Consider the following 21,909-nt stretch of genomic DNA (forward strand, 5'->3'; position numbering starts at 1 on the left):
CCAGAGAGTGGAGGCGACGTGCTCACACCTCGCGCCCGCGTGGCAGGCGTTTTTGCAGCACTAACCGTAGTCACCGCCGCGTGCGGCGCCGCCCCCGGCGCAGAGCAGGGCAAGGCATCAGAGGGCGGGGTGAACGCGCGCACCGCCACCTCGGCCGCCGACCTCGGCGGGCTGGACAAGCTCGTCGAAGCCGCCAAGAAGGAGGGCAAGCTCCACGTGATCGCCCTTCCGCCGGACTGGGCGAACTACGGTGAGATCATCAAGGGCTTCCAGGCGAAGTACGGCATCACCATCGAGAGCGAGACGCCGGACGCGGCCAGCGCCGACGAGATCACCGCGATCAAGAGCCGCAAGGGCCAGGACCGCGCGCCCGACGTGGTCGACCTCGGCCAGTCCTTCGCGCTGAGCGGCGCCAAGGATGGCCTGTTCGCCCCCTACAAGGTGCAGTCGTTCGACAAGATCCCCGAGGGCCAGAAGGAGTCGACCGGGCTCTGGGCCAACGACTACGGCGGCTACGTCTCGATCGGCTGCGACGCCAAGAAGATCGCCACCTGCCCGACCACCTTCGCCGACCTGCTCAAGCCCGAGTACAAGGGCAAGGTCGCGATGAACGGCAACCCCACCAAGTCCGGCTCGGCCTTCGCCGGCGTGTACGCCGCGTCGCTGGCCAACAAGGGCTCCTTCGACGACATCCAGCCCGGCATCGACTTCTTCAAGAAGCTCAAGCAGGCCGGCAACTACAACCCGGTGGAGACCACCCCGGCCACCATCGAAAAGGGCGAGACCCAGATCAGCATCGACTGGGACTACAACAACGCCGCCTACGCCCCCGAGATGACGCCCAAGGGCATCGACTGGAAGGTCAACGTCCCGACGGACGGCCAGTACTTCCAGATGTACGCCCAGGCCATCAACAAGGACGCCCCGCACCCGGCGGCGGCCAGGCTCTGGCAGGAGTACCTGTACAGCGCCGAGGGCCAGAACCTGTACCTGAAGGGCTTCGCCCGGCCGGTCCTGCTGCCCTCGATGACCAGCGACGGCTCGGTCGACAAGGCCGCGGCGGACGCGCTGCCCAAGGTGGAGGGCACGCCCACGTTCCCCACCCCCGAGCAGGTCGACGCCGCCAAGGCCAAGCTGGCCAGCGGCTGGGACGCGGCCATCTCGGGATGAGGCGCTCCCTAGGGGCGTGGCCCCTGCTGATCTTCTTCGCCGTGGTTTTCGGCATCCCCGCCATCGCTCTGGTGGCGGGGGCCTTCACCGCGCAGGGCAGGCCGAGCCTGGGCAACCTGAGCCAGAGCCTGCAGGGCGGTTACCTCAACGCCATGCTCGGCAGCATCAAGCTGTCGGGCGTGGTGGCGGTACTCGGCGCGATCCTGGGCACGTTCCTGGCGCAGGCGGTGGTCACCTCCCGCCTGCGCGAGGCCGTGCTGACCGCCTCCGGGGTGCTGGCCAACTTCGGCGGCGTGCCGCTGGCGTTCTTCTGGATCGCCACGCTGGGCAACTCCGGCGTGGTCAGCGGGCTGATCGGGCTGCCGTCCGGGTCCCTGTACACCTTCTGGGGCCTGGTCATCGTCTACATGTACTTCTCGATTCCGCTGATGGTGCTGGTGATGGCGCCCGCGCTGGACGGGCTGCGGCCGCAGTGGCGGGAGGCGGCGGCCAACAGCGGCGCCTCCTCCTGGCACTACTGGCGCTACGTCGGCATCCCGGTGCTCACCCCGGCCATGCTCGGCGGGGTGGTGCTGCTGTTCGGCAGCGCGTTCTCGGCGTTCGCCACGGCCAACGCGATGGTCGGCACCGTGGTCCCGCTGGTCACCCTGAAGATCGCCAGCGCGCTCACCGGCGACGTGCTGATCGGCTACGAGAACATCGCGCTGGCGCTCAGCCTGGACATGGTGGTGGTCGCCGGGCTCGTCATGGCGATCTACCTGCCGCTGCAGAGGAGGAGCACCCGATGGCTGCGCTGACCGGCCTGGAGCCGGTGGCCGCCACGGCCCCCGCGCGCCCGCCGCGCAGGGCGTGGCGCTGGGTCGTCTTCCTGCTGGCCGCCGCGTACTTCCTGATCCCGCTGGGCGCGGCCCTGTGGTACACGATCTACACCCCGACCGAGGGTGTCTCCTTCTCCGCCTACGGCGAGCTGCTCACCGCCGACGGCTTCGTGCAGAGCCTGCTGCTCTCGCTGTCGCTGGCCGTCGCCACGATCGTGCTGGTCCTGCTCCTGACGCTTCCCGCGATGCTGGCCGTACGGCTGGCGGCGCCCCGGCTGAGGCCCGTCATGGAAGTGCTGTGCACGCTGCCCCTGGTGGTGCCGCCGATCACGTTCGTGGTGGGGCTCACCACGACGTTGAAGAACGGGGGCGACATCCTGGCGCCGACGCCGTTCTGGGCCACGCTGAACGCGATCCAGGACCCCGGCTTCCCCCTCGTGCTCGTGCTGGCGTACGTGGTCCTGGTGCTGCCGTTCGTCTACCGGTCGCTGGACGCGGGGCTGCGCACCATGGACGTGCGGACGCTGGTCGAGGCGGCCCGCAACCTGGGCGCGTCGTGGCCGTACGTGGTCTTCAGGGTGATCGTGCCGAACCTGCGCTCGGCGCTGGCCAGTGCCTCGTTCCTGGCGCTCGCGCTGGTGCTCGGCGAGTACACCGTGGCCAGCCTGCTCGGCTACCAGCCGTTCGCGGTGTGGATCGTGACGATCTCCGGGTCCAAGGGGCAGCTGTCGGTCGCGGTGTCGATCCTCAGCCTGGTGCTCATCTGGTTGCTGCTGCTGGCGGTCTCCACCGCCTTCGGGAAGGAAAAGAAGCGATGACGGCGCGGGTGGAGTTTCGCGGGCTGCGGCGGGAGTTCGGCAAGACCGTGGCGCTCGACGGGCTGGACCTGACGATCGAGCCGGGCGAGTTCGTCGCACTGCTCGGGCCGTCCGGGTGCGGCAAGACGACGGCGCTGCGGTGCGTGGCCGGGTTCGAACGTCCTGACTCCGGGGCGGTCCTGGTCGACGGGAAGGACGTCACCGACGTGCCCGCCAACAAGCGGGACGCGGGCATGGTCTTCCAGTCGTACTCGCTGTTCCCCAACCTGAACGCGCGCGACAACGTCTCGTTCGGGCTGCGGGTGCGCAAGGTGCCCGCCGCGACGCGGGCCGCGCGGGCGCAGGAGCTGCTCGAGCTGGTGGGCCTGCCGGGGTACGCCGACCGCTTCCCGCACGAGATGTCCGGCGGGCAGCAGCAGCGGGTCGCGCTGGCCAGGGCGCTCGCGCTCGAGCCGCGGGTGCTGCTGCTCGACGAGCCGCTGTCGGCGCTGGACGCCAAGGTGCGCGTGACGCTGCGCGAGGAGATCCGGCGCATCCAGCTCGACCTGGGCATCACCACCATCTTCGTCACCCACGACCAGGAGGAGGCGCTCTCGATCGCCGACCGGGTCGCGGTGCTGCGCGACGGGCGGCTCGAGCAGTGCGGCCCGCCCGCCGAGGTCTACGACCGGCCCGCCACGCCGTTCGTGGCCGAGTTCGTCGGCACCATGAACCATCTGGCCGGGCAGGTCTCCGGCGACCAGGTCACGGTGCTCGGGCAGCTGCTGCCGGTCGACGGCTCGCACTCCGGCGACCCGGCCGTGGACGTCCTGATCCGTCCGGAAGCCGTGCAGGTCTCCCCCGACCCCGACGGGCGCGCCGAGATCATCGCGGCGTCCTTCCGCGGGGCTTCCGTCCGGCTCCGGGTGTCGCTGGAAGGGGGCGAGGTGCTCGCCGACGTCCCCGGTCACGAGGCCGTACGGCTGGCGCCGGGCACCCGCGTGTCCGTGCGCCTGGTCGAGCGGCCCGTCCTGGTCGCCGCCCGTACGGTGACCACGCCCGCCGCGTCGAAAGTCGCCGATGCGGTCTGACGTTCCGCAGGCCGTGCTCTTCGACATGGACGGGACCCTGGTCGACACGGAAGGCCTGTGGTGGTCCGCCACGGCCTCCGTCGCCGGCTCCCTCGGCGTCCTCCTCACTCCCGACGACACACCCCACGTCCTCGGCCGCACCGTGGAAGACACCGCCGCCCACCTCCTCTCCGTCCGGCAGGCTCCCCTCCCTGAGGGAGACACAGGCGACGCCTCCCCGGCACCGGGTCGGCGGGATGGGGTACGGCGAAGGTCGGCGCCGCAACACGGCGACCAGCCGACGGTCGCGCGCCTGCTCACCGAGGCTTTCGCCGACCACATCCGGCAGGGCGTCCGCGTCATGCCCGGAGCCCGTGAACTTCTCCGCGAGCTGACGGAAGCCCGCATCCCCACCGCGCTGGTGAGCGCCTCCCCCAGGAGCATCGTGGATCTGGTCATGCCACGCCTGGGCCACGCGTTCGACCTGGTCGTGGCCGCCGAGGACACCGCGTGCGGCAAGCCGTACCCCGACCCCTACCTGAAGGCGGCGCGGCAGCTCGGCGTGGACCCCAAGCTGTGCGTGGCCATCGAGGACAGCCCCACCGGTGTCGCCGCCGCGACCGCCGCGGGCTGCCGGGTCGTGGTGGTGGACCCCGCGGCCGGCCTGCCCGCACTGAGGGCGATGTCGGTAAGCTAGCCCGCCGTGAGCGGTGAAGCCCCCCACATCGGGCGCTACAGGTTGCTGAGCGTGCTGGGCCGGGGCGGGATGGGCACGGTCCACCTCGCCGAGGATCCCTCGGGCCAGCGGGTGGCGATCAAGGTGATCAATCCCGAGCTGAGCCAGCACGAGCAGTTCCGCATGCGTTTCCGCAGGGAGGCGGACGCCGCTCGCCGGGTGCGCAGGTTCTGCACCGCCGGGGTGCTCGAGGCCGCTCTCGACGGCGGCCAGCTGTACGTGGTCACCGAATACGTGCCAGGGCCCAACCTGGAGGAGGCGGTCAAGCAGTCGGGGCCGCTGCGCGGGTCCAGCCTCGACGCGCTGGCCGTCAGCGTGGCCACCGCGCTCACCGCCATCCACGGCGCCGGAGTGGTGCACCGCGACCTCAAGCCGTCCAACGTGCTGCTGTCGCCCGTCGGGCCGCGCGTCATCGACTTCGGCATCGCCAGGGCGCTCGACACGCTCGGCGGCGTCACCGGGACGGGCGAGCTGGTCGGCACGCCGCGGTACATGGCTCCCGAGGTGCTGCGCGGCGAGCCGGTCTCGCCCGCGTGCGACGTGTTCTCCTGGGGCTGCCTGATCGCCTTCGCCGCCAGCGGGCGGGCGCCCTTCGCCGGCGACACGCTGCCGGCGATCGTCTACCAGGTGATGAACACCGAGCCCAACCTCGACCAGGTCGACCCGGGGCTGCGTGAGCTGGTGCGGGCCGCGCTGCACAAGGACCCCGCCCGGCGGCCCACCGCGCAGCAGTTGCTCGACGAGCTCGTCGGCCGCTCGGCGGCGCCTGAGCAGGCGGCCAGGACGGTCCAGCTTGCCTGGGTCTCCACACCTCCCGGCGGGACGACGCCGCTCCCTCCCACGAGCGGGAAGCGGCACGGCAGGCTCCTCGCGGGGCTGGCGGTCGCGGCGGCGGTCGTCATCGCGGGCGGGGTGGTGGCGTGGCGGGCGTTAGCCCCCGGCGGGCCTCCCGACCTCGGCGTGATCTACCAGGACGACTTCACCTCCACCCAGGGCGGCTGGGACGGCACCTACGACCCGGGCAACGAGCCGAGCTACGGCTACAGCAGCGACGGCACCTACCGGATCGACGTGGCCGACGGCAACGAGGAGCGCTACGCCAGGGCGCCCGCGCCCTTCCTGATCGCCACGCCCACCGAGTCGCCCTCCCCCTCGGCCACGCCCACGCCGATGCTGCCCCTGTCGGTCGTCGTCGGGGTCACGGCCAAGGTCGCGGGCGGCGGGGAGTACGGGGTGTACTGCCACAACGCCAAGGACGGCACGTTCTACGAGTTCGGCCTCGATACTCAGGGCAACGCCCGGATCCGCCGCATCGTGGACAACGCGGGCGGGACGCTGTCCGAGCCTTCCAAGATCTCCAACCTGGCCGGGCATTCGAACCGGATCGAGGCGGCCTGCGAGCAGGACGGGTCAGGGGTGCGGCTGACGATGTGGGTCAACGGCACGCGGGTGGCCCAGGCCAACGACCCCAACGGGCTCGGCAACGGCTATGCCGGCCTCTTCGCCCGCGTCCCCAAGGACGGCAAGTCCACCCTCAACGCCACCTACGACGACTTCGAACTCCGGGGCCAGAAGCAGCCCTAGCAGGGGCCCGGAGGGTGGGTCACATGACGTCGTCACGGCGGGCGGCCCGTTGGCCATCCCGGCCGGCCAGGACAGGGGGACGGGGCGTCGGCGCGTGCGCGGTGGGGTGGCTTGCCGTACAGCAGAAAGCCCGAAGCCTCAACGGAAGGCAGCCTAAGGCCGGGCACCGTCCAGGAAGACCTTGACGATCGTGTCGGTGGCGTCCTCGACGCCCAGCTCCGACAGCGGGGCGATGCTCAGCGCCCCGATGACCATGGAGCCGAGCAGCGTGGCCAGGTGGTCGGCGGGGAGGTCGGTGCGGAGCACCCCCTCGCGCTGGCCGCGCTCGGCCAGGGCGCGCAGGCGGGTGCCGACCTCTTCCTCCTCCGGCCAGAGCTGCGTGCGGTGCCTGCTGACCACCCAGAACTCGCGCCCGACGGTCAGCAGGGCCCGTACCAGGCGCGGGATCCCCTCGCGCGCTGGCACCCCGTCGATGCGGGCCGCGTCGATCACCCGCAGCGACTCCTGCGCGGCGAAGCGGCCGAGCTCGAGCAGCAGGTCCTCGCGGTTGTCGAAGTGCCGGTAGAGCGTCGCGCGCCCCACCCCTGCGGCCGCGGCGATGTCGGCCATCCCGGCACGCTCGTGGGTGCGCAGTGCGGTGGCGGCGGCGCGCAGGATCGCGTCGCGAGTAAGGGCCATGCTCATCGAGGGATATCTTAGACGAGACAATGATGTCTTATATCGAGACGGGAACGTAGATGGAGCGCTTCGCGGGTAAGAACGTGCTGCTCACCGGGGCGGCGACGGGCATCGGGCGGGCCACGGCGTTGCGACTGGCCGCCGAGGGGGCGACCGTGTTCGCGGTCGACGTCAACGCCGCGGGGCTGGCCGAGCTGGGTTCCGGCATCCACACGCGGGTCGTGGACGTATCGGACGAGGACGAGGTCAAGGCGGCCGTGGCCACCGCCGCGTCCACCATGGGCGGTATCGACGTGCTCGCCAACGTGGCGGGGATCCACAGGACGACGCCGCTGGCCGCGCTCTCGCTCGACGACTTCAGGCGGCTGCTCGACGTCAACCTGCTCGGCACGTTCCTGTTCTGCCGTGAAGCCATGCCGTACCTGGTCGATCGCAAGGGCGTGGTCGTCAACACCGCCTCGACCTCGGCCACGCACGCGCACCCGTTCATGACGGCGTACGCCGCCTCGAAGGGGGCCGTGCTGGCGTTCTCGATCAGCCTGGCGGCCGAGGTCGCCGCCGACGGCGTGCGGGTCGTCGCGGTCTCACCCGGCGGGGTGGTGACGCCGCTGATGACGAGCGTCACCTTCCCCGACGGGGTCGACGCCTCCTTCTACGGCCGGATCATGCCCCAGGTGGGCTTCGGCGACCCGGAGGCGATCGCGGGCACCATCGCCTACGCGGCCTCGGCCGACGGCGCCTACCTCACCGGGGTCGAGCTCCGCGTCGACGGCGGCTCCCACGTCTAGGGAATGAGCAGGAGCTTTCCTGTCGTACGGCGGGCCGCCAGGTCCTCGTGGGCCCGGGCGGCCTCCGCCAGCGGGTAGCGCTCGAAGATGTTGATCTTCAGCTTCCCCGAGGAGATCCAGTCGAACAGCTCCGAGGCACGCCAGAGCAGTTCCTCCCGCTCGGCGATGTAGTTGACGAGCGTCGGCCGGGTCAGGAAGAGCGAGCCCTTCTTGTTCAGCACCTGCGGGTCCAGCGGCGGGACGGGGCCGCTGGCGGCGCCGTACAGCGCCATGAGCCCGCGCGGCCGCAGCGCGTCCAGGCCGCCGTCGAACGTGGTCTTGCCCACGCCGTCGTAGACCACGTCCATCCGGTCGCGCAGCGCCTCGGCGAACGTGTCGTACCGCAGCACCTCGTCGGCGCCCGCCTCCCTGGCCAGCTTCTCCTTCTCGGCCGTGGAGACCGTGGCGTGCACGGTGGCGCCGAACATCTTGGCGATCTGGGTCAGCAACAGCCCCATGCCACCCGCCGCGGCGTGCACCAGGACCTGGTCGCCCTCCTTGACCTCGTGCGTGGAGCGCGTCAGGTAGTGCGCCGTCATCCCCTGCAGCAGGGCCGCGGCGGCCACCTCCGTCGACACGCCGTCGGGCACCGGCACCAGCCGGTCGGCCGGGACGACGGCCTTCTCGGCGTAGCTGCCGAGCACGTTCACCCACCCGACCCTGTCGCCCGGTTTCACGCTCTCCACGCCCTCGCCCACCGCGGACACCGTGCCCGCTCCCTCGGAGCCCAGCTTGGAGGGCAGTTGGAGGGCGTAGGTACCGGAGCGGTGGTAGATGTCGATGAAGTTGACGCCGCTGGCCTCGACGTCCACCACCGCCTCCCCCGGGCCCGGCACGGGGTCGGGGAGTTCGGCGTAGTCGAGAACCTCTGTGCCGCCCTGGGCGGCGATCACGATGGCACGCATGTTCTCAGTCAACTACAGAGGGTTCCGCATCCTTCCGCGACACCTCTATGACGTCACAATGACGCCACTTTGTGCTACGCTGACACCACAAGGAAAGGGGTGCCACCGTGACACGCGTTTCCGACCTCGAACGCGAGGCGACCGCCCGTCGCCTCCAGGAGGCCTACGCCGAGGGTCGGCTCGCCCTCGACGAGATGGGCCAGCGCCTGGAGCTCGCGCTGACCGCCAGGACCCACGCCGACCTGGCTCCCGCCCTGGCCGACCTCCCCGCTCCCGCCCAGCCGGAAGAGGTCGAGATCCGGGTGAACAGCGGCCGCATCAAACGCACCGGCCTCTGGCGAGTCCCCGCCCGCCTACGCGTCGTCTCCGAGTACGGCCGTGTCCTCCTCGACCTCCGCCGCGCCCAGATCGACCACGACCTGATATCGATCGACCTGGCCCTGTCCTACGGCTCGGCCACCATCCTCCTCCCGAGGACCTGCACCGCCGACGCCGACGCGGTCAACATCGGCTACGGTTCCCTCACCCTCAAAACCTCCTCCCTCCGCACCCCCGGCTCCCCCCACATCCAGGTCTCCGGCACCCTCCCCTACGGCCGCCTCCGAATCCGCCACCGCTAACCCCACCCGGCCCCCTCACCCTGCACTACCGCTCACCCCACGCTGGTAGAGCAAGCCAAGGTACGGCGACGCCCACGCGCCAGGCACCACCGCGCACCGAGCACGAATGCCGGGACCTCACCCTCCGGCCACCCACCCCGCGCCGGTACGGCGAGCCGACATACGCCGCCACCCGGCGCAACGCGCACGGCACCCAACCACCCACCGCCCGCCACGGAACACGGCCCCACACACCGCGTAGCCCACAGACCACCCACCATCCGCCCGGCGCCGGTACGGCGAGACGACGTACGGCGCCACCCGGCGCAAGGCACACCGCGCCCCACCACACACGCCTACCGCAGATTCGGGCGGCCAGGGACGGGGTGTGGGTGGAGGGAAGGGGCGTGGGACAGTGCTGGGGTGAGGATCGCGTTGGTGGGGCCGGAGCGGTGGTCGGCTGATGGGCATGTGAATTTCGACGGGATCGAGGGAGTGGTTCCGGCGGGGGTCGACGTGGTGTTGTTGCCTGAGTTGGTGGGGTCGAGCCTGGCCAGGGGTGAGTATCTCGAGCGGTTACGTGGGTTGGCCGCCGAGACTGAGGCGACGGTGGTGGGTGGGTCATATTACGACCGGACTGAGGCCGGGGTCGTCAATCGGGGTGCTGTCGTGGATCCTCGGGGCGAGGTGGTGGCCGAGTACGACAAGGTGCATCCGTACGGGGTTGAGCAGCAGACCGGTGTGATCCCCGGGGCGCCGTCGCACGGGTTCGAGCTGCTGGGGCGGCGGGCGCAGGTGCTCTTGTGTGCGGATCTCTGGTATTCCGGGAGCCTGGCACGCCTGGCCGATCCGGTTGATGTGGTGCTGGTCCCGGCGTTCTCGGTGACGCAGTGGGGGACGCCGCTGCCGGCCCGTACGCTGTGGGAGCACATGAGCGTCGCCCGGGCCTACGAGTTCATGACCTATGTGGCGGTCAGCGACTGGCATCACGAGGCGACCTACCACGGCCACCCCTGCGCCGGCGTCACCGGCCTGGCCAATCCCTGCCCCACCACCGGCGTCTTCTTCACCCCCGGCGCCACCGTCCACGACCTGGACTTCCCCCGCCTCACCGCCTTCCGCGCCGACCGCGCCACCCGCAACTTCCGATGACACCCCCGATGTACGGCAAGCCCTCCACACCCCACGAGCCCCCAACGGCGGGGGTGGGTGAAATGCGAAGGGTCGGCGGGAGCGGAGGCCGGGTCAGAGGTCTCCGAAGTGGCGTTGCGGTGGGCGAGTGTCACCGACTCGCCGGAAGCGCCGGTCGCGGGTCCTCGGCCGGAGTGCGGCGGGCGGCCGGTGGCGGTGGCTTGCCGTAACGCAAGAACTCGCCGCAGCACGTGAACTCGCGTGGCACAAGAGGTCGCGATAGCAAAGAACTGGCCGTAGCAAAAGGGCTCGCCGTAGCAAAAGGGCTCGCCGTAGCACGAGAAGGAGGAGGAAGGCGTATGGGGGCGTTGCTGGTGGCGGGGACGACGTCTGATGCGGGGAAGAGTGTCGTGGCGGCGGGGTTGTGCCGGTGGCTGGCGCGGCGGGGGGTGAGGGTGGCGCCGTTCAAGGCGCAGAACATGTCGTTGAACTCCTATGTGACCGCCGACGGGGCCGAGATCGGCCGGGCGCAGGCGATGCAGGCGCAGGCCGCGGGGGTCGAGCCGACCGCCGACATGAATCCGATCCTGCTCAAGCCGGGCAGCGACCGCCGGAGCCAGGTCGTGCTGATGGGCCGGCCGGTGGCCGAGGTGGACGCGATGGAGTACGGCGGGCTGAAGGACATGCTGCGCGCCAGGGCGCTGGAGTCGCTGGACCGGCTGCGGAGCGAGTACGACGTGGTGATCTGCGAGGGCGCCGGCAGCCCGGCGGAGATCAACCTGCGCGCGGGCGACATCGCGAACATGGGCCTGGCCAGGGCCGCGAACCTGCCCGTCGTGGTGGTGGGCGACATCGACCGCGGCGGGGTGTTCGCGGCGTTCTACGGCACGGTCGGCCTGCTCGACGCGGCAGATCAAGCCCATATTTCGGGGTTCATCGTGAACAAGTTCCGCGGAGCGCGAGAACTTCTCGAACCCGGGCTGGACATGCTGACAACGATCACCGGCAGGAAGGTCTACGGCGTCCTCCCCTGGCTGGACGGGCTCTGGCTGGACGTCGAGGACTCCCTGGCTCTCGACGCCCGCAGGATCGAGACCCGCCGGCCGTACGGCAGGAAGAGCCTGCGCGTCGCGGTGATCCGCCTGCCGCGCATCTCGAACTTCACCGACCTGGACGCGCTGGCGACCGAGCCGGGCGTCCGGGTGGCGTTCGTGACCGACCCAGGAGAGCTGGACGACGCCGACCTGGTGGTGCTCCCCGGCTCGCGCGCCACCGTGAGCGACCTGGCCTGGCTGCGCGAGCGCGGGATCGCCGAGGCGCTGACCGAGCGGAAGGGGCCGATCCTGGGCATCTGCGGCGGCTACCAGATGCTCGGCCGCGAGATCCACGACGATGTCGAGTCGCGGACCGGAGTGACCGAGGCGCTCGGCCTGCTCCCCGTCACCACGACCTTCGCCACGGACAAGACGCTCGCCAGACCGGAAGGCCAGGCCTACGGTCACCCGGTGCGGGCCTACGAGATCCACCACGGCCGGGTCACGGTGGAGGGCGGCGAGCCGTTCCTCGACGGCTGCCGCGCGGGCGTGGTGTGGGGCACGACGTGGCACGGCGCCCTGGAGAACGACGCCTTCCGCAGGGCGTTCCTCGCGGACGTGGCACGCCTGGCGGACCGGGACTTCACCCCGCACCCCGGCACCAGCTTCGCCGCCGCCCGCGAGCACCGCCTGGACGCCCTCGGCGACCTGGTCGAGCACCACCTGGACACCGACGCCCTCCTCGACCTCATCGCCAACGGCCCCGTCAAGGCACCGAACCTGCCCCCAGGAGCCTGACACCGAAAAGGGAGCCTGATCCCGGAAAGGAAGCGGCCGCCGAACTGCCGAACTTGGACGGTGACCGCGGGCACGGCCCGGGCGCACCATGACGGGCATGACACCAGTGGTGCGGGCCGAGGGCCTGACCAAGTACTACGGAAAGCGCCTGGGGCTGGAGGACCTCACACTCGAGATCAAACCGGGCGAGATCTTCGGATACCTGGGCCCCAACGGCGCAGGCAAGACCACCACGATCCGCCTGCTGCTCGACGTGATCAGGCCCACCAGGGGCACGATCACCGTGCTCGGCGCGGACTCGCGCGACGCCAGGGTCAGGGGCAGGATCGGCTACCTGCCGGGCGAGCTGGCGCTGGAGAGCCGTGACCGGGCGAGGGACTATCTGGCGTTCCTGGCCAGGGTGCGCGGCGGCGTCTCGGCGGGCAGGATCGGCGAGCTGGCCGACCGGCTGGACGCCGACCTCTCCGTGCAGATGCGCCGGCTGTCCAAGGGCAACAAGCAGAAGATCGGCCTGATCCAGGCGTTCATGCACGAGCCGGAGCTGGTCATCCTGGACGAGCCGACCACCGGCCTGGACCCGCTGGTCCAGCAGGAGGTCATGGCCATGCTGCGCGAGGTCCGCACGTCGGGCAGGACGGTGCTGATGTCCTCGCACGTGCTGGCCGAGGTGCAGGAGGTGTCCGACCGGGTGGGCATCGTGCGCGCCGGGCGGCTGGTGGCCGTGGAGAACGTGGCGGCGCTGCGCGAGCGGGCCGTGCGCCGCATCGAGCTGCACTTCGACGCGCCGGTGCCGCGGGAGGCGTTCGAGAACCTGCCGGGCGTGCGCGAGCTGCGGGTGGAGGGCGCGAGCGTGCGGTGCACGATCGACGGCAGGCCGGACGCGCTGATCAAGGCGGCGGCCCGCTTCACCGTCGTGCACCTGGTCAGCGCGGAACCGGACCTGGAGGAGATCTTCCTCACCTACTACAGCGAGGAGGAGCGGCGCCATGCTGTTCAGGAGCCTGCGTGACTTCCGTCGGCCGCTGATCGGCTGGACCGTCGGCATCTCGGTCTTCGTCACCCTGTATCTGACGATCTACGCCAACATCAAGCTGGCGCCCGACGTCTACAGCCAGGCGGCGATGGCCAAGTTCCCCGGCCCGCTCAAGGACCTGATGGGCGGGCTGCAGGACCTCACCTCCGGCTACGGCTACCTGCAGACGGTCGTCTACCAGCTGTTCGTCCCGGCGTTCAGTACGGCTTGCGCCACGATCATGGCCAACAAGGCCATCGCCCAGCCGGAGGAGGCGGGCACGCTGGAGCTGGTCGTCACGCTGCCCGTCGACAGGAAGCGGCTGATCCTCGACCGGTTCGCCGCGCTGGTGATCGCGCTGGCCGGGCTGAACGCGGTCACGTTCCTGATCGCCTTCGGCGTGGAGCGGGCGGCCGGCGCGGACGTGCCGTTCGACCGGATGCTCGCCGGCCAGACCGGGGTGTTCCTGCTGGCCCTGTTCTTCGGATCGGTGGCGCTCACCGTGGGCGCGGCCACCGGCAGGAAGAACGTGGCCAGCACGGTCGTGGGCGCCTGGGCCGTGCTCGGCTACATGGTCGTGACGATCGGCAGGGGCGTCTCGGCGATCTCGTGGCTGAAGTGGGTCTCGCCGTTCCACTACTACTCCGAGGGCAGGCCGATCTACCAGGGCTTCCCTGTCGGGGACTACCTTGTGCTGGCTGGGGCGACGGCCGTGCTCGTGCTCACCGCGGTCCTCGCCTTCGAAAGGCGTGACGTAGGAGTCTGATGGAGGACGCAGTCTCGCGGGTACTGGCCGGGTGCGCACGGACCGGCCGGCTGCCCGGTCGGGAAGAGCTGGAGGAGCTGCGTACGGCCGGCGCGCGAGCCGCCGAACTGGGCGTCTCACCCAGGTCGCTGGTCGAGGACGCGCTGCGCGACCAGGCGGGACCCGCGCTGCGCAAGGTGGTCGACGCCTTACTGGAGGGCCACGAGCAGGCGCAGCTGCTGGCGATCAGGAACGAGGAGGCCGCCCGCAGGGAGTTCGTCGACGACCTGCTGCAGGGCAGGGCGGAACGGCTGGCCGAGCGGGCGGAGCACTTCGGGCTGCGCCTGGCCGAGTCGTACGTGGTGGCCGTGGCACGCGGGCTGCGCCAGGGCGACGAGGACCGCATCGAACGCGACCTGATCGCCAGGTTCGGCTCGCACAACGTGCTCGTGGCCGTGCGCGACGGGCTGCTGGTCTGCGTGGCGCCGGCCGTGCTGCCCGCCGCGGTGGGCGAGTTCACCCACCACGTGCGGGCCAGGTTCGCCGACGGGTGGCGGGTGGGCGTCGGGCGGCCGCAGCGCGGCCCGACCGGGGTGGTCTCCTCCTTCAGGGAGGCGGCCAACGCGCTGGAGATGGCCGACAAGCTGGGCCTGGGCGTCGACGTGGTCAAGGCCTCGGACCTGCTCGTCTTCCCGGTGCTGCTGCGTGACAGGGCGGCGATGGAGGACCTGGTGAGCAGCGTGCTGAGCCCGCTGCTGCGGGCGCGCGGCGGGCCGGAGCCGCTGCTGGAGACGCTGGAGGCGGTGTTCGCCTCGCAGGGCAACCAGACCGCGGCGGCCCGCAGGCTCGGGATCAGCGCCAGGGCGGTCACCTACCGGCTGGAACGGATCCGCCGCACGACCGGCTTCTCCCCCGACGATCCCACGCAGCGCTTCACGCTCGAGACGGCCGTGCTGGGCGCCCGGCTGCTCGGCTGGCCATGGGAATGACGTATCTTGAAATGAGACACTGATGTCTCATTGAAGGAGCGGGGTCATGCGGTACGACGTCGTCGTCATAGGTTCGGGCGCCGCGGGGCTGGCGGCCGCGCTGACGGCGCAGCTGCGCGGGCTGAGCGCGGTGGTGGTGGAGAAGACGGACAGGTACGGCGGGTCGAGCTCGCTGTCCGGCGGCGCCATCTGGGTGCCCGGCAACCTCTACCTCGACGGCACCCGGCTGCGCGACAGCAGGGAGGAGGCACGCACCTACCTCAAGTCGACCGTCGGCGACCGCGTCCCGGAGGAGCGCCGCGAGGCCTACCTGGAGCGCGGGCCGGAGATGGTCCGCTTCCTGCACGACAGGACGCGGCACGTGCGCTTCGAGTACACGCCGGGCTACTCCGACTACTACCCCGAACGTCCGGGCGGCAAGGCGCTGGGCCGGTCGGTCGAGCCCGCGCTGTTCGACCTGCGGAAGCTGGGCGCGCTGCGCCGGATCATGCGCAGGGCCGGGCTGCCGACCTACGGCATGGTGATGAACTCCCGCGAGTTCCACAAGGTCAACATGATCGTGCCGACCTGGCGGGGCAAGCGGATGGCCCTCAAGATCGGCCTGCGCGCGGTCTGGTCGCTGCTGTCCGGCGCCCGCTACGCCTCGCTCGGCGAGGCGCTCGTCGGCCGGCTCAGCCTGGCGCTCGCGGAGGCGGGCGGCAAGATCCTGGTGAACACGCCCTTCGAGGAGTTCGTCGTCACCGACGGCCGGGTCACCGGAGTGCGCGCGGGCGGCAGGACGATCGAGGCCGGAGGCGGCGTGATCCTGGCGGCCGGCGGCTTCTCGCACAGCCGGCCGCTGCGGGAACGGTACCTGCCCAAACCCACCGACGCGCGCTGGACCTCGGCCGCGCCCGGCCAGACGGGCGACACCATCGGCGCCGCCCTCGGCCTGGGCGCCCGGCTCGACCTGATGGACCGCGTGTGGGGCATGCCGACGGCGGTCCCGCCCGGCGAGGCACCCGTCTTCCTGGTCACCGACAGGGCCGTGCCCGGGATGGTCATCGTGGACTCGCGCGGTGACCGCTTCGTCAACGAGGCCGTGCCGTACCACGAGTTCGTCGACACGATGTACGCCAAGGACGCCGTGCACTCGTGGATGGTCATCGACCAGCGGACCAAGAACCGCTACATCATCCTCAACCACTTCCCCGGCCAGCCGTTCAAGCGGTCGTGGCTGAAGAGCGGCTTCGTCAAGAAGGCGGACACCGTCGAGGAGCTGGCCGTGCGGATGGGCGTCGCGCCCGGCCGGTTGCGCAGGACCGTCGACCGGTTCAACGGCTTCGCCCGCCAGGGCCGCGACGAGGACTTCCACCGCGGCGAGAGCGCCTACGACCGTTACTACGGCGACCCCACGCTGCCCTCGCCCAACCTGGCGGAGCTGGCCAAGGGCCCGTACTACGCGATCCCCATCGTCCCCGGCGACATCGGCACCAAGGGCGGCGTCGTCACGGACGCCTCCGCCCGCGTCCTGCGCGAGGACGGCACCCCCATCGAGGGCCTGTACGCCGCAGGCAACGTCTCGGCCGCCGTCATGGGCGAGACCTACCCGGGTCCCGGCGCGACCCTGGGCCCGGCGATGACCTTCGGCTACGTGGCCGCCACGGACATCGCCGACCGCGTACGCGACTTCGGTGCGACAGATGTGTGACAGGCGCGCGAAAGTGGCCGCTGCATAACGTGGGGTGGTCGAGGTCAGCGAGGAGGATCTCCTCCTGGTGGAGCCAGGGTCCCGTGGCCGTGGCGGGTGTCGGGCTGTGCCTGGGCGCGGCGATGATCCTCGCGCTGGTCGTCATCCGCTTCGACGACCTGGCCGATCTGTTCGCCCCGTCCGGCGGGCCGGGCCGGTGAGCCCGCCGCTCGCGCTGGCCCGCCTGGCGTCCGCCGCGCCCATCGCCCGACGGGCTCCTGCTGCTGGTGACCGTACGGGGGGCTGAGGGGTGCTCGGGCGTCAGGCCTGGTGAAGCGGCAGCCGCAGGATCATGCGGGTGCCCTCGGGCTGATCGCCGATGTGCAGCGTCCCGCCGTGGGCATGCGCGATCTGACGGGCGATCGGCAGCCCCAGCCCCGTCCCTCCGGGATCGGTACGGCGGGCGTCGGTGCGCCGGTAGAAGCGCTTGAAGACGCTCTCCCGCTCGGCGGCGGGTATGCCGGGGCCGTCGTCGATCACCTCGAGCACCGCCCGCTCGCGCTCGGCCCTGACCAGCACCGTGATGCTGCTGTGCGCGTGGCGTGCCGCGTTGGCCAGCAGGTTGTTCAGCAGCCGGGCCAGCTGGGTCTTCGTGCCGTCCACCACGACGTCGCGTTCCAGCTGCATGTCGACGGTGTGCTCGCAGTCGAGCCGGGCGAGCTCGTTCTCCGCCAGCCAGCTCAGGTCGACCGGTTTCGGGGCGGGCAGCGCGCCGGCCTCCAGGCGGGCCAGCTCGAGCAGGTCGGCGACGATGTCGCCGAGCCGTTCGGCGTCGCGCAGCGCGGCCAGCAGGATCTGGCGGACGTCGGCGCCGGGGTCGTCGAGGGCGTCCTGCAGAAGGGTCTGCAGCCCGGTGATGGGGTTGCGCAGGTCGTGCGAGGTGTCGGCGACCAGCTCGCGCTGCTGCTCCATCGCCTGCCGCAGCGCCTCGGTCGTCTGCCGTTCCTTGGACTGCGCGCGGCGCAGGCGCTGGTTGACCTCCTGCAGGTCGCGGGCGCGCGCGAAGATCTCCGCCTCGATCGCGTTGAGCTGCGCGGCGGCCGAGTCCGGCGGCTGCATGGTCAGCTCGGAGCGCGCCTTGCGCAGCTGGTGGATGAACGCGGTGGCCTCCTCCGCCCGGAGGATGATCAGCTGCACCTTGCCGCAGGGGCCGATCAGCGGGGTGTTGATGATGCTCCAGTACCGCTCCTCGAAAACCCCCGGCGACCCCAGCATCTCGACGTCGTACCGCTGGAACGCCATGACGTCGGGCTCCTGCTCGAGCAGCACCCGCTCGAGCGAGGCCCGCAGCTCATGCACTCCCCGCCCGGACGGCCCGCCGGGGAAGATCTCGAACACATTCTTTCCGATGAGCTCGCGCCGGCTGCGCCCGGACACCCTCTCGTAGGCCCGGTTGACCGCCGCGTAGGTCATATCCGGCCACAGCAGCGCGCAGGCCCCGGGCACAGCATCGAACACAGCCTCAAAGTCCACGTCAACCATGCCGAATCCCCTCCTCCATGATGCACCGCCACACAGCGCGAAGCACGGGATCTTCCCTGCGCCGAATCCCCATGCGATGCTCTCCCGGGTGACCGGACGAGGAAGGGCCCGACCATGCTGCACACGACGCCGCCCACCGAGTCGGACCACATCGGCACCGTGCGCACCTGTGGCGGCATCCTGCTCGTGCTGGGCCTCGCGCTCAGCGTGGGCGCGCTGATCGTCGAGTCGGGCGAACCGACCTGGCAGGTTCTGTCGGTGTTCGGGCTGATCACGCTGACAGGGCTGGGGCTGCGGATCGAGGCGGCCGTCCGCCGACGCGCGGCCCGGTAGCCAGGGGCCGGGAGGGCGGCCCCTGGCTGAGGTGGGTCAGAAGGCCAGCTGTTGCCAGTTCTTGGCCTCGTCGGCGGTCAGGGCACGGGCGAAGACGGCCATACGGCCGGCCGCGCCGGTGAGTCGCTGGCCGCCGTTCTGGTCGGCGGCGAAGCGGAGCGAGCGGGACGCGCAGCCGGTGATGCCGTCGGTGGGGACGCGGGCTCCGCCTGCCCGGGCGCCGTCCACGTAGACGGTGACGGCGCCGTCGCGGGCCATCGTGACGACCAGGTCAACCAGGCGGCCGGTGGGCACCTTGGCGTCGGTGGTGACGTTCTGGCCGGAGCCGATGAAGCGGACCCGGTTGTCGGGCGTCAGGTCCACCAGCACCCCGTCGTTGCCCGGGTCGCCGGAGGGCTGGGAGTCGAACAGCCGCCGGTACCCGCTCCCGGCCACCTTGACGTTCGCCGCGAACGACGCCTCTCTGAGGAAGCCGAGCGTGGTGGGCGCCGTGGTCAGGTAGGTGGAGCCGTCCAGGACCAGCGCCCCGTCCGCGTAGGCGGCGTTGCCGACCACCGTCGCATCCCGCCCATTACCCGAAATATCAGGAATCGTGGAGCCGCTCGAGGGATCCCAGGCCACCAGGGGCTTGCCTGGCGACGGCACGGCGCAGGGCGCGACCGCGAGGGAGGCGGAGGCCGTGCCCGACCACGAATCACCGGTGACCGTGGCCACGAGCCGCTCCAACCGGGACCCGGTGCCCGCCGTGACCGTGAAGGTCGCCGTGCGCGGGCTGCCCGGATGGGTGGCGGGCAGGTGCGCCGAGGTGGGCGAGACGCTCCACCCGGCGGGCACCCGCACCGACACGTCACCGGCGGGCACCACCCGGGTCCCGCTCACCGTCACCGTGACGGGGAACGACTGCCCCGGCCCGGTCTCGCCCGGCGCGCGCAGGGCGACGGAGACCTCGCCCACGACCCGGTACACCTGCCCGGCCGCCGCCGTGAAGGTGACCGTGTCGCCGTCCCGCGTGTGCGGGACCTGCTTCCCCGAGGAGTCCACCAGCCGGTACAGCCCGGCGAAGATCTTGTTCCGCACCCGGATCGGCCCGGCGGACCCGGCGTGGAGCGCGATCTCGCTCGCGGTACCGTCCTTCCAGGAGGCGTCAACCGTCACGTCGCCGCGCGCCCGCAGCCCCGACACCGAGCCCGACGGCCAGGCCGACGGCAGCGCGGGCAGCACGTCGACCACGCCGGTCGGCGACTGGAGCAGCATCTCCGCGATCCCGGAGGTCGCGCCGAAGTTGCCGTCGATCTGGAAGGGCGGGTGGGTGTCCCAGAGGTTCTCCAGGGTCGAGGTCCGCAGCTGCTCGCGCAGCATCTTGTGCGCGTGGTCGCCGTCGAGCAGCCGCGCCCAGAAGTTGATCTTCCAGGCCTTGGACCAGCCGGTGCCGCCGTCGCCGCGCGCGGTCAGCGACACCTTGGCCGCCTCGGCCTCCTTCGAGCCCGGCGCGATCTGGTGGCCGGGGTGCAGGGCGAACAGGTGCGAGACGTGCCGGTGGTCGTCGGTCCTGGAGTCCCAGTCGGTCTTCCATTCCTGCAGCTGGCCCCAGGAGCCAATGCGGAGGCCGGGATCCAGCCTCGACAGGGCCTGCCGTACCTCTGGCTCGTCGGTGCCGAGCGCCTTGGCGGCGGCGAGCACGTTGGTGAACAGGTCGAAGACGATCTGCTGCGACATCGAGGCGCCGGCGGAGAAGTCGCCGTGCTCGGGCGAGTAGCTGGGCGAGACGACGAGCCTGCCGTCGCGCGGGTCGGTGTGCAGGTTGTCCACCCAGAACAGCGCCGCCTCGCGCATCGCCGGGTAGACCGAACGCAGGTAGTCCAGGTCGCGACCGAACAGGTAGTGGTCGTAGAGCTGCTGCGTGGTCCAGGCGGCCGCCTCGGGGAACCAGAACGCGGTCGACCAGTCGTGCACGCCGGTGAAGCCGAACGGGTTGGTCTCGTTGTGCACCACCCAGCCGCGCGAGCCGAACATCTCCTTCGCGGTCCTGGTCCCCGGCGCGACCATGGCCTTGACGTAGTCGTCGTAGGGTGCGGCGGTCTCGGCCAGGTTGGTCTGCTCGGCGAGCCAGTAGTTCATCTGCAGGTTGATGTTGGTGTGGTAGTCGGCCGACCAGGGCGGGCTGGTCGAGTTGTTCCACACGCCCTGCAGGTTGGCCGGGAGCGAGCCCGAGCGCGAGGAGGCGATGAGCAGGTAGCGGCCGTAGGCGAAGAACAGCGCCTCCAGCGCCCTGTCGTCGGTGGCGGCGCCGCCGGTGTAGTTCCTGAGCAGCTGGTCGGTGGGGATCTTCGGGGCCTGCTGGCCGATGTCCAGCTTGACCCGGTCGAACAGGGCACGGTAGTCGGCCTCGTGCGCGGCGAGCAGCGCGTCCCAGCCCTGCGCCGCGGCCTTGTCCACGGCCTGGGTCACACGCGCGTGCGGGTCCTCGCCGCGGTAGGCCGGGTAGCTGTCTGCGTAGCCCGTCCCCGCCGACAGCACGAACATCGCGCTGTCGGCCCCGCTGACCGTGATCCTGTCGGTGGCGTCGGTACGGCTGCCGCCGCTGGCGACGACCTGGATCTGCGACTCGTAGCGGAGCCCGTTGTCGGCCAGCGCGCCGGTGATCGTGAGGCGGCCGTCCTTGACCGTGACCTGCCTGCCCTGGTGTGGCGAGCCGGTCCTGAGCGTGAAGGAGACCTTGCCCACCTGCGAGGCGGTCAGGCGGCCGACGATCACGTTGCCGGGGTGGCTGGCGAAGTACTCCCTGGCGTAGGTGACACCGTCGGCGGTGTAGCCGACCCGGGCCACGGCCTCGCGCAGCGACAGCTCCCTGCGGTAGCCGGTGGCGTTCTGGTGTCCGGTGTCGAGCCACACGTCGCCGAAGGTCTGGTAGGCGCCGTAGCCGGCCCTGGGCTGGCCCAGCTTGGCCGCCACCGCATCGGGCGACATCCTGCCGTCACGGTCGATCTGCGCCTGGACGTCGGCGATCGCGCCCGGGCGGGGACTGCGCCAGTTGCCGAAGTCGTAGCCGCCCTTGGAGCCGGGTCCGCCGGTCCACAGAGTCTTCTCGTTGAACTGGAGCTGCTCGCTGCCGACCCCGCCGAAGACCTTGGCGCCCAGCGCGCCGTTGCCGATCGGCAGGGCCTGGGTCTCCCAGCTGGTGGCGGGCTTGTCGTACCAGAGTGTCATGTCATCGGGTGTCTGTTGAGGGGCGGAGAGCACGGGGAGGGTCGCGATCAGGGATAAGGCGGCTGCCACGCGGGCGAGGACCACAGTAGACCTCCGATGGGTCGGTCGGTGCCCTCGATTAGGTAACACGGCAACCGCTTGCCGAACAAGAACTTCCCTCCGATGTTTGCTGGCACGTGATCTCACCTGTGCGAGATTTGACCGGTCGCTCTGAAGCAGACATCCGATGTATGCGCCACCCGGATGTTTCCTGTTACCTTGCGGT

General features: G+C 71.0%; 19 protein-coding genes. 15 read left to right on the forward strand and 4 right to left on the reverse strand.

The features are described 5' to 3' along the window. Positions 1–18: 18 nt before the first annotated feature. The 6 genes from KIK09_RS44840 to KIK09_RS44865 are packed head-to-tail and all read left to right on the forward strand — an operon-like array spanning position 19 to position 6,175. Positions 19–1,170 carry an ABC transporter substrate-binding protein gene (locus tag KIK09_RS44840; RefSeq protein WP_214325647.1) on the forward strand — a complete coding sequence of 384 codons (1,152 nt, stop codon included), beginning with the start codon at positions 19–21 and terminating at the stop codon, positions 1,168–1,170. After that, positions 1,167–1,967: an ABC transporter permease gene (locus KIK09_RS44845; protein ID WP_214325648.1), complete on the forward strand. Its 801-nt coding sequence runs from the start codon at positions 1,167–1,169 to the stop codon at positions 1,965–1,967. Before KIK09_RS44840 ends, KIK09_RS44845 begins: the two co-directional genes overlap by 4 nt. Beyond that, complete coding sequence (locus tag KIK09_RS44850; protein WP_214325649.1) at positions 1,955–2,806, forward strand: ABC transporter permease; 852 nt, start codon at positions 1,955–1,957, stop codon at positions 2,804–2,806. The genes KIK09_RS44845 and KIK09_RS44850 overlap by 13 nt, the downstream gene beginning before the upstream one ends. Beyond that, on the forward strand, positions 2,803–3,876 hold the full coding sequence (locus KIK09_RS44855) for an ABC transporter ATP-binding protein (protein ID WP_214325650.1): 1,074 nt from the start codon (positions 2,803–2,805) through the stop codon (positions 3,874–3,876). Before KIK09_RS44850 ends, KIK09_RS44855 begins: the two co-directional genes overlap by 4 nt. Next, the gene (locus tag KIK09_RS44860) at positions 3,866–4,552 is read left to right on the forward strand and encodes an HAD family hydrolase (RefSeq protein WP_214325651.1); all 687 of its coding nucleotides are present in this window, start codon (positions 3,866–3,868) and stop codon (positions 4,550–4,552) included. The genes KIK09_RS44855 and KIK09_RS44860 overlap by 11 nt, the downstream gene beginning before the upstream one ends. A 6-nt stretch (positions 4,553–4,558) precedes the next feature. Beyond that, positions 4,559–6,175 (forward strand): serine/threonine-protein kinase, encoded by a 1,617-nt coding sequence (locus KIK09_RS44865; RefSeq protein WP_308164689.1) that lies wholly within the window; start codon positions 4,559–4,561, stop codon positions 6,173–6,175. A gap of 153 nt (positions 6,176–6,328) precedes the next feature. Here KIK09_RS44865 and KIK09_RS44870 read toward each other — a convergent pair whose 3' ends face one another. Further along, entirely contained in the window at positions 6,329–6,859 is a 531-nt protein-coding gene (locus KIK09_RS44870; protein ID WP_214325652.1) for a TetR/AcrR family transcriptional regulator, read from the reverse strand. A 53-nt stretch (positions 6,860–6,912) separates the two neighbouring features. Between KIK09_RS44870 and KIK09_RS44875 the strand changes: the two genes are divergently transcribed. Next, positions 6,913–7,641, forward strand: coding sequence for an SDR family NAD(P)-dependent oxidoreductase (locus tag KIK09_RS44875; protein WP_214325653.1), 729 nt, complete (start codon positions 6,913–6,915; stop codon positions 7,639–7,641). Here KIK09_RS44875 and KIK09_RS44880 read toward each other — a convergent pair. Beyond that, the gene (locus KIK09_RS44880; RefSeq protein ID WP_214325654.1) at positions 7,638–8,585 is read right to left on the reverse strand and encodes a quinone oxidoreductase family protein; all 948 of its coding nucleotides are present in this window, start codon (positions 8,583–8,585) and stop codon (positions 7,638–7,640) included. The genes KIK09_RS44875 and KIK09_RS44880 overlap by 4 nt on opposite strands. A 107-nt stretch (positions 8,586–8,692) precedes the next feature. On the opposite strand from KIK09_RS44880, the gene KIK09_RS44885 reads away from it, so the two are divergent. The 7 genes from KIK09_RS44885 to KIK09_RS44915 all read left to right on the forward strand — a co-directional run bounded on the left by KIK09_RS44885 (position 8,693) and on the right by KIK09_RS44915 (position 16,583). Beyond that, positions 8,693–9,205 (forward strand): DUF1707 SHOCT-like domain-containing protein, encoded by a 513-nt coding sequence (locus KIK09_RS44885; RefSeq protein WP_214325655.1) that lies wholly within the window; start codon positions 8,693–8,695, stop codon positions 9,203–9,205. A 402-nt stretch (positions 9,206–9,607) separates the two neighbouring features. Then, positions 9,608–10,336 carry a carbon-nitrogen hydrolase family protein gene (locus tag KIK09_RS44890; RefSeq protein ID WP_214325656.1) on the forward strand — a complete coding sequence of 243 codons (729 nt, stop codon included), beginning with the start codon at positions 9,608–9,610 and terminating at the stop codon, positions 10,334–10,336. A 338-nt stretch (positions 10,337–10,674) separates the two neighbouring features. Further along, entirely contained in the window at positions 10,675–12,147 is a 1,473-nt protein-coding gene (locus KIK09_RS44895; protein ID WP_214325657.1) for a cobyric acid synthase, read from the forward strand. A gap of 97 nt (positions 12,148–12,244) precedes the next feature. Next, on the forward strand, positions 12,245–13,156 hold the full coding sequence (locus KIK09_RS44900; protein ID WP_214325658.1) for an ABC transporter ATP-binding protein: 912 nt from the start codon (positions 12,245–12,247) through the stop codon (positions 13,154–13,156). Further along, on the forward strand, positions 13,134–13,925 hold the full coding sequence (locus KIK09_RS44905) for an efflux permease Rv1217c-related protein (RefSeq protein WP_214325659.1): 792 nt from the start codon (positions 13,134–13,136) through the stop codon (positions 13,923–13,925). Before KIK09_RS44900 ends, KIK09_RS44905 begins: the two co-directional genes overlap by 23 nt. Next, positions 13,925–14,893 carry a PucR family transcriptional regulator gene (locus KIK09_RS44910; protein ID WP_214325660.1) on the forward strand — a complete coding sequence of 323 codons (969 nt, stop codon included), beginning with the start codon at positions 13,925–13,927 and terminating at the stop codon, positions 14,891–14,893. The genes KIK09_RS44905 and KIK09_RS44910 overlap by 1 nt, the downstream gene beginning before the upstream one ends. A gap of 46 nt (positions 14,894–14,939) precedes the next feature. After that, the gene (locus KIK09_RS44915; protein WP_214325661.1) at positions 14,940–16,583 is read left to right on the forward strand and encodes an FAD-dependent oxidoreductase; all 1,644 of its coding nucleotides are present in this window, start codon (positions 14,940–14,942) and stop codon (positions 16,581–16,583) included. A 300-nt stretch (positions 16,584–16,883) separates the two neighbouring features. Here KIK09_RS44915 and KIK09_RS44920 read toward each other — a convergent pair whose 3' ends face one another. Then, on the reverse strand, positions 16,884–18,095 hold the full coding sequence (locus KIK09_RS44920; protein WP_214325662.1) for a sensor histidine kinase: 1,212 nt from the start codon (positions 18,093–18,095) through the stop codon (positions 16,884–16,886). Positions 18,096–18,218: 123 nt separating this feature from the next. Between KIK09_RS44920 and KIK09_RS44925 the strand changes: the two genes are divergently transcribed. Further along, positions 18,219–18,437 carry a hypothetical protein gene (locus tag KIK09_RS44925; protein ID WP_214325663.1) on the forward strand — a complete coding sequence of 73 codons (219 nt, stop codon included), beginning with the start codon at positions 18,219–18,221 and terminating at the stop codon, positions 18,435–18,437. A 36-nt stretch (positions 18,438–18,473) separates the two neighbouring features. Here the strand turns inward: KIK09_RS44925 and KIK09_RS44930 are convergent, their stop codons facing one another. Further along, on the reverse strand, positions 18,474–21,644 hold the full coding sequence (locus KIK09_RS44930; RefSeq protein ID WP_250574777.1) for a glycosyl hydrolase family 95 catalytic domain-containing protein: 3,171 nt from the start codon (positions 21,642–21,644) through the stop codon (positions 18,474–18,476). Positions 21,645–21,909: the final 265 nt, after the last annotated feature.

This window comes from Nonomuraea sediminis (assembly GCF_018531495.1).
Lineage (GTDB): Bacteria > Actinomycetota > Actinomycetes > Streptosporangiales > Streptosporangiaceae > Nonomuraea > Nonomuraea sediminis.

Coding starts and splice junctions, on each gene's coding strand:
- KIK09_RS44880 (WP_214325654.1), bottom strand. CDS start 8,585: ATGCGTGCCATCGTGATCGCCGCCCAGGGCGGCACAGAGGTTCTCGAC.
- KIK09_RS44850 (WP_214325649.1), top strand. CDS start 1,955: ATGGCTGCGCTGACCGGCCTGGAGCCGGTGGCCGCCACGGCCCCCGCG.
- KIK09_RS44930 (WP_250574777.1), bottom strand. CDS start 21,644: ATGACACTCTGGTACGACAAGCCCGCCACCAGCTGGGAGACCCAGGCC.
- KIK09_RS44900 (WP_214325658.1), top strand. CDS start 12,245: ATGACACCAGTGGTGCGGGCCGAGGGCCTGACCAAGTACTACGGAAAG.
- KIK09_RS44925 (WP_214325663.1), top strand. CDS start 18,219: ATGCTGCACACGACGCCGCCCACCGAGTCGGACCACATCGGCACCGTG.
- KIK09_RS44875 (WP_214325653.1), top strand. CDS start 6,913: ATGGAGCGCTTCGCGGGTAAGAACGTGCTGCTCACCGGGGCGGCGACG.
- KIK09_RS44860 (WP_214325651.1), top strand. CDS start 3,866: ATGCGGTCTGACGTTCCGCAGGCCGTGCTCTTCGACATGGACGGGACC.
- KIK09_RS44845 (WP_214325648.1), top strand. CDS start 1,167: ATGAGGCGCTCCCTAGGGGCGTGGCCCCTGCTGATCTTCTTCGCCGTG.
- KIK09_RS44905 (WP_214325659.1), top strand. CDS start 13,134: ATGCTGTTCAGGAGCCTGCGTGACTTCCGTCGGCCGCTGATCGGCTGG.
- KIK09_RS44910 (WP_214325660.1), top strand. CDS start 13,925: ATGGAGGACGCAGTCTCGCGGGTACTGGCCGGGTGCGCACGGACCGGC.
- KIK09_RS44915 (WP_214325661.1), top strand. CDS start 14,940: ATGCGGTACGACGTCGTCGTCATAGGTTCGGGCGCCGCGGGGCTGGCG.
- KIK09_RS44895 (WP_214325657.1), top strand. CDS start 10,675: ATGGGGGCGTTGCTGGTGGCGGGGACGACGTCTGATGCGGGGAAGAGT.
- KIK09_RS44855 (WP_214325650.1), top strand. CDS start 2,803: ATGACGGCGCGGGTGGAGTTTCGCGGGCTGCGGCGGGAGTTCGGCAAG.
- KIK09_RS44870 (WP_214325652.1), bottom strand. CDS start 6,859: ATGAGCATGGCCCTTACTCGCGACGCGATCCTGCGCGCCGCCGCCACC.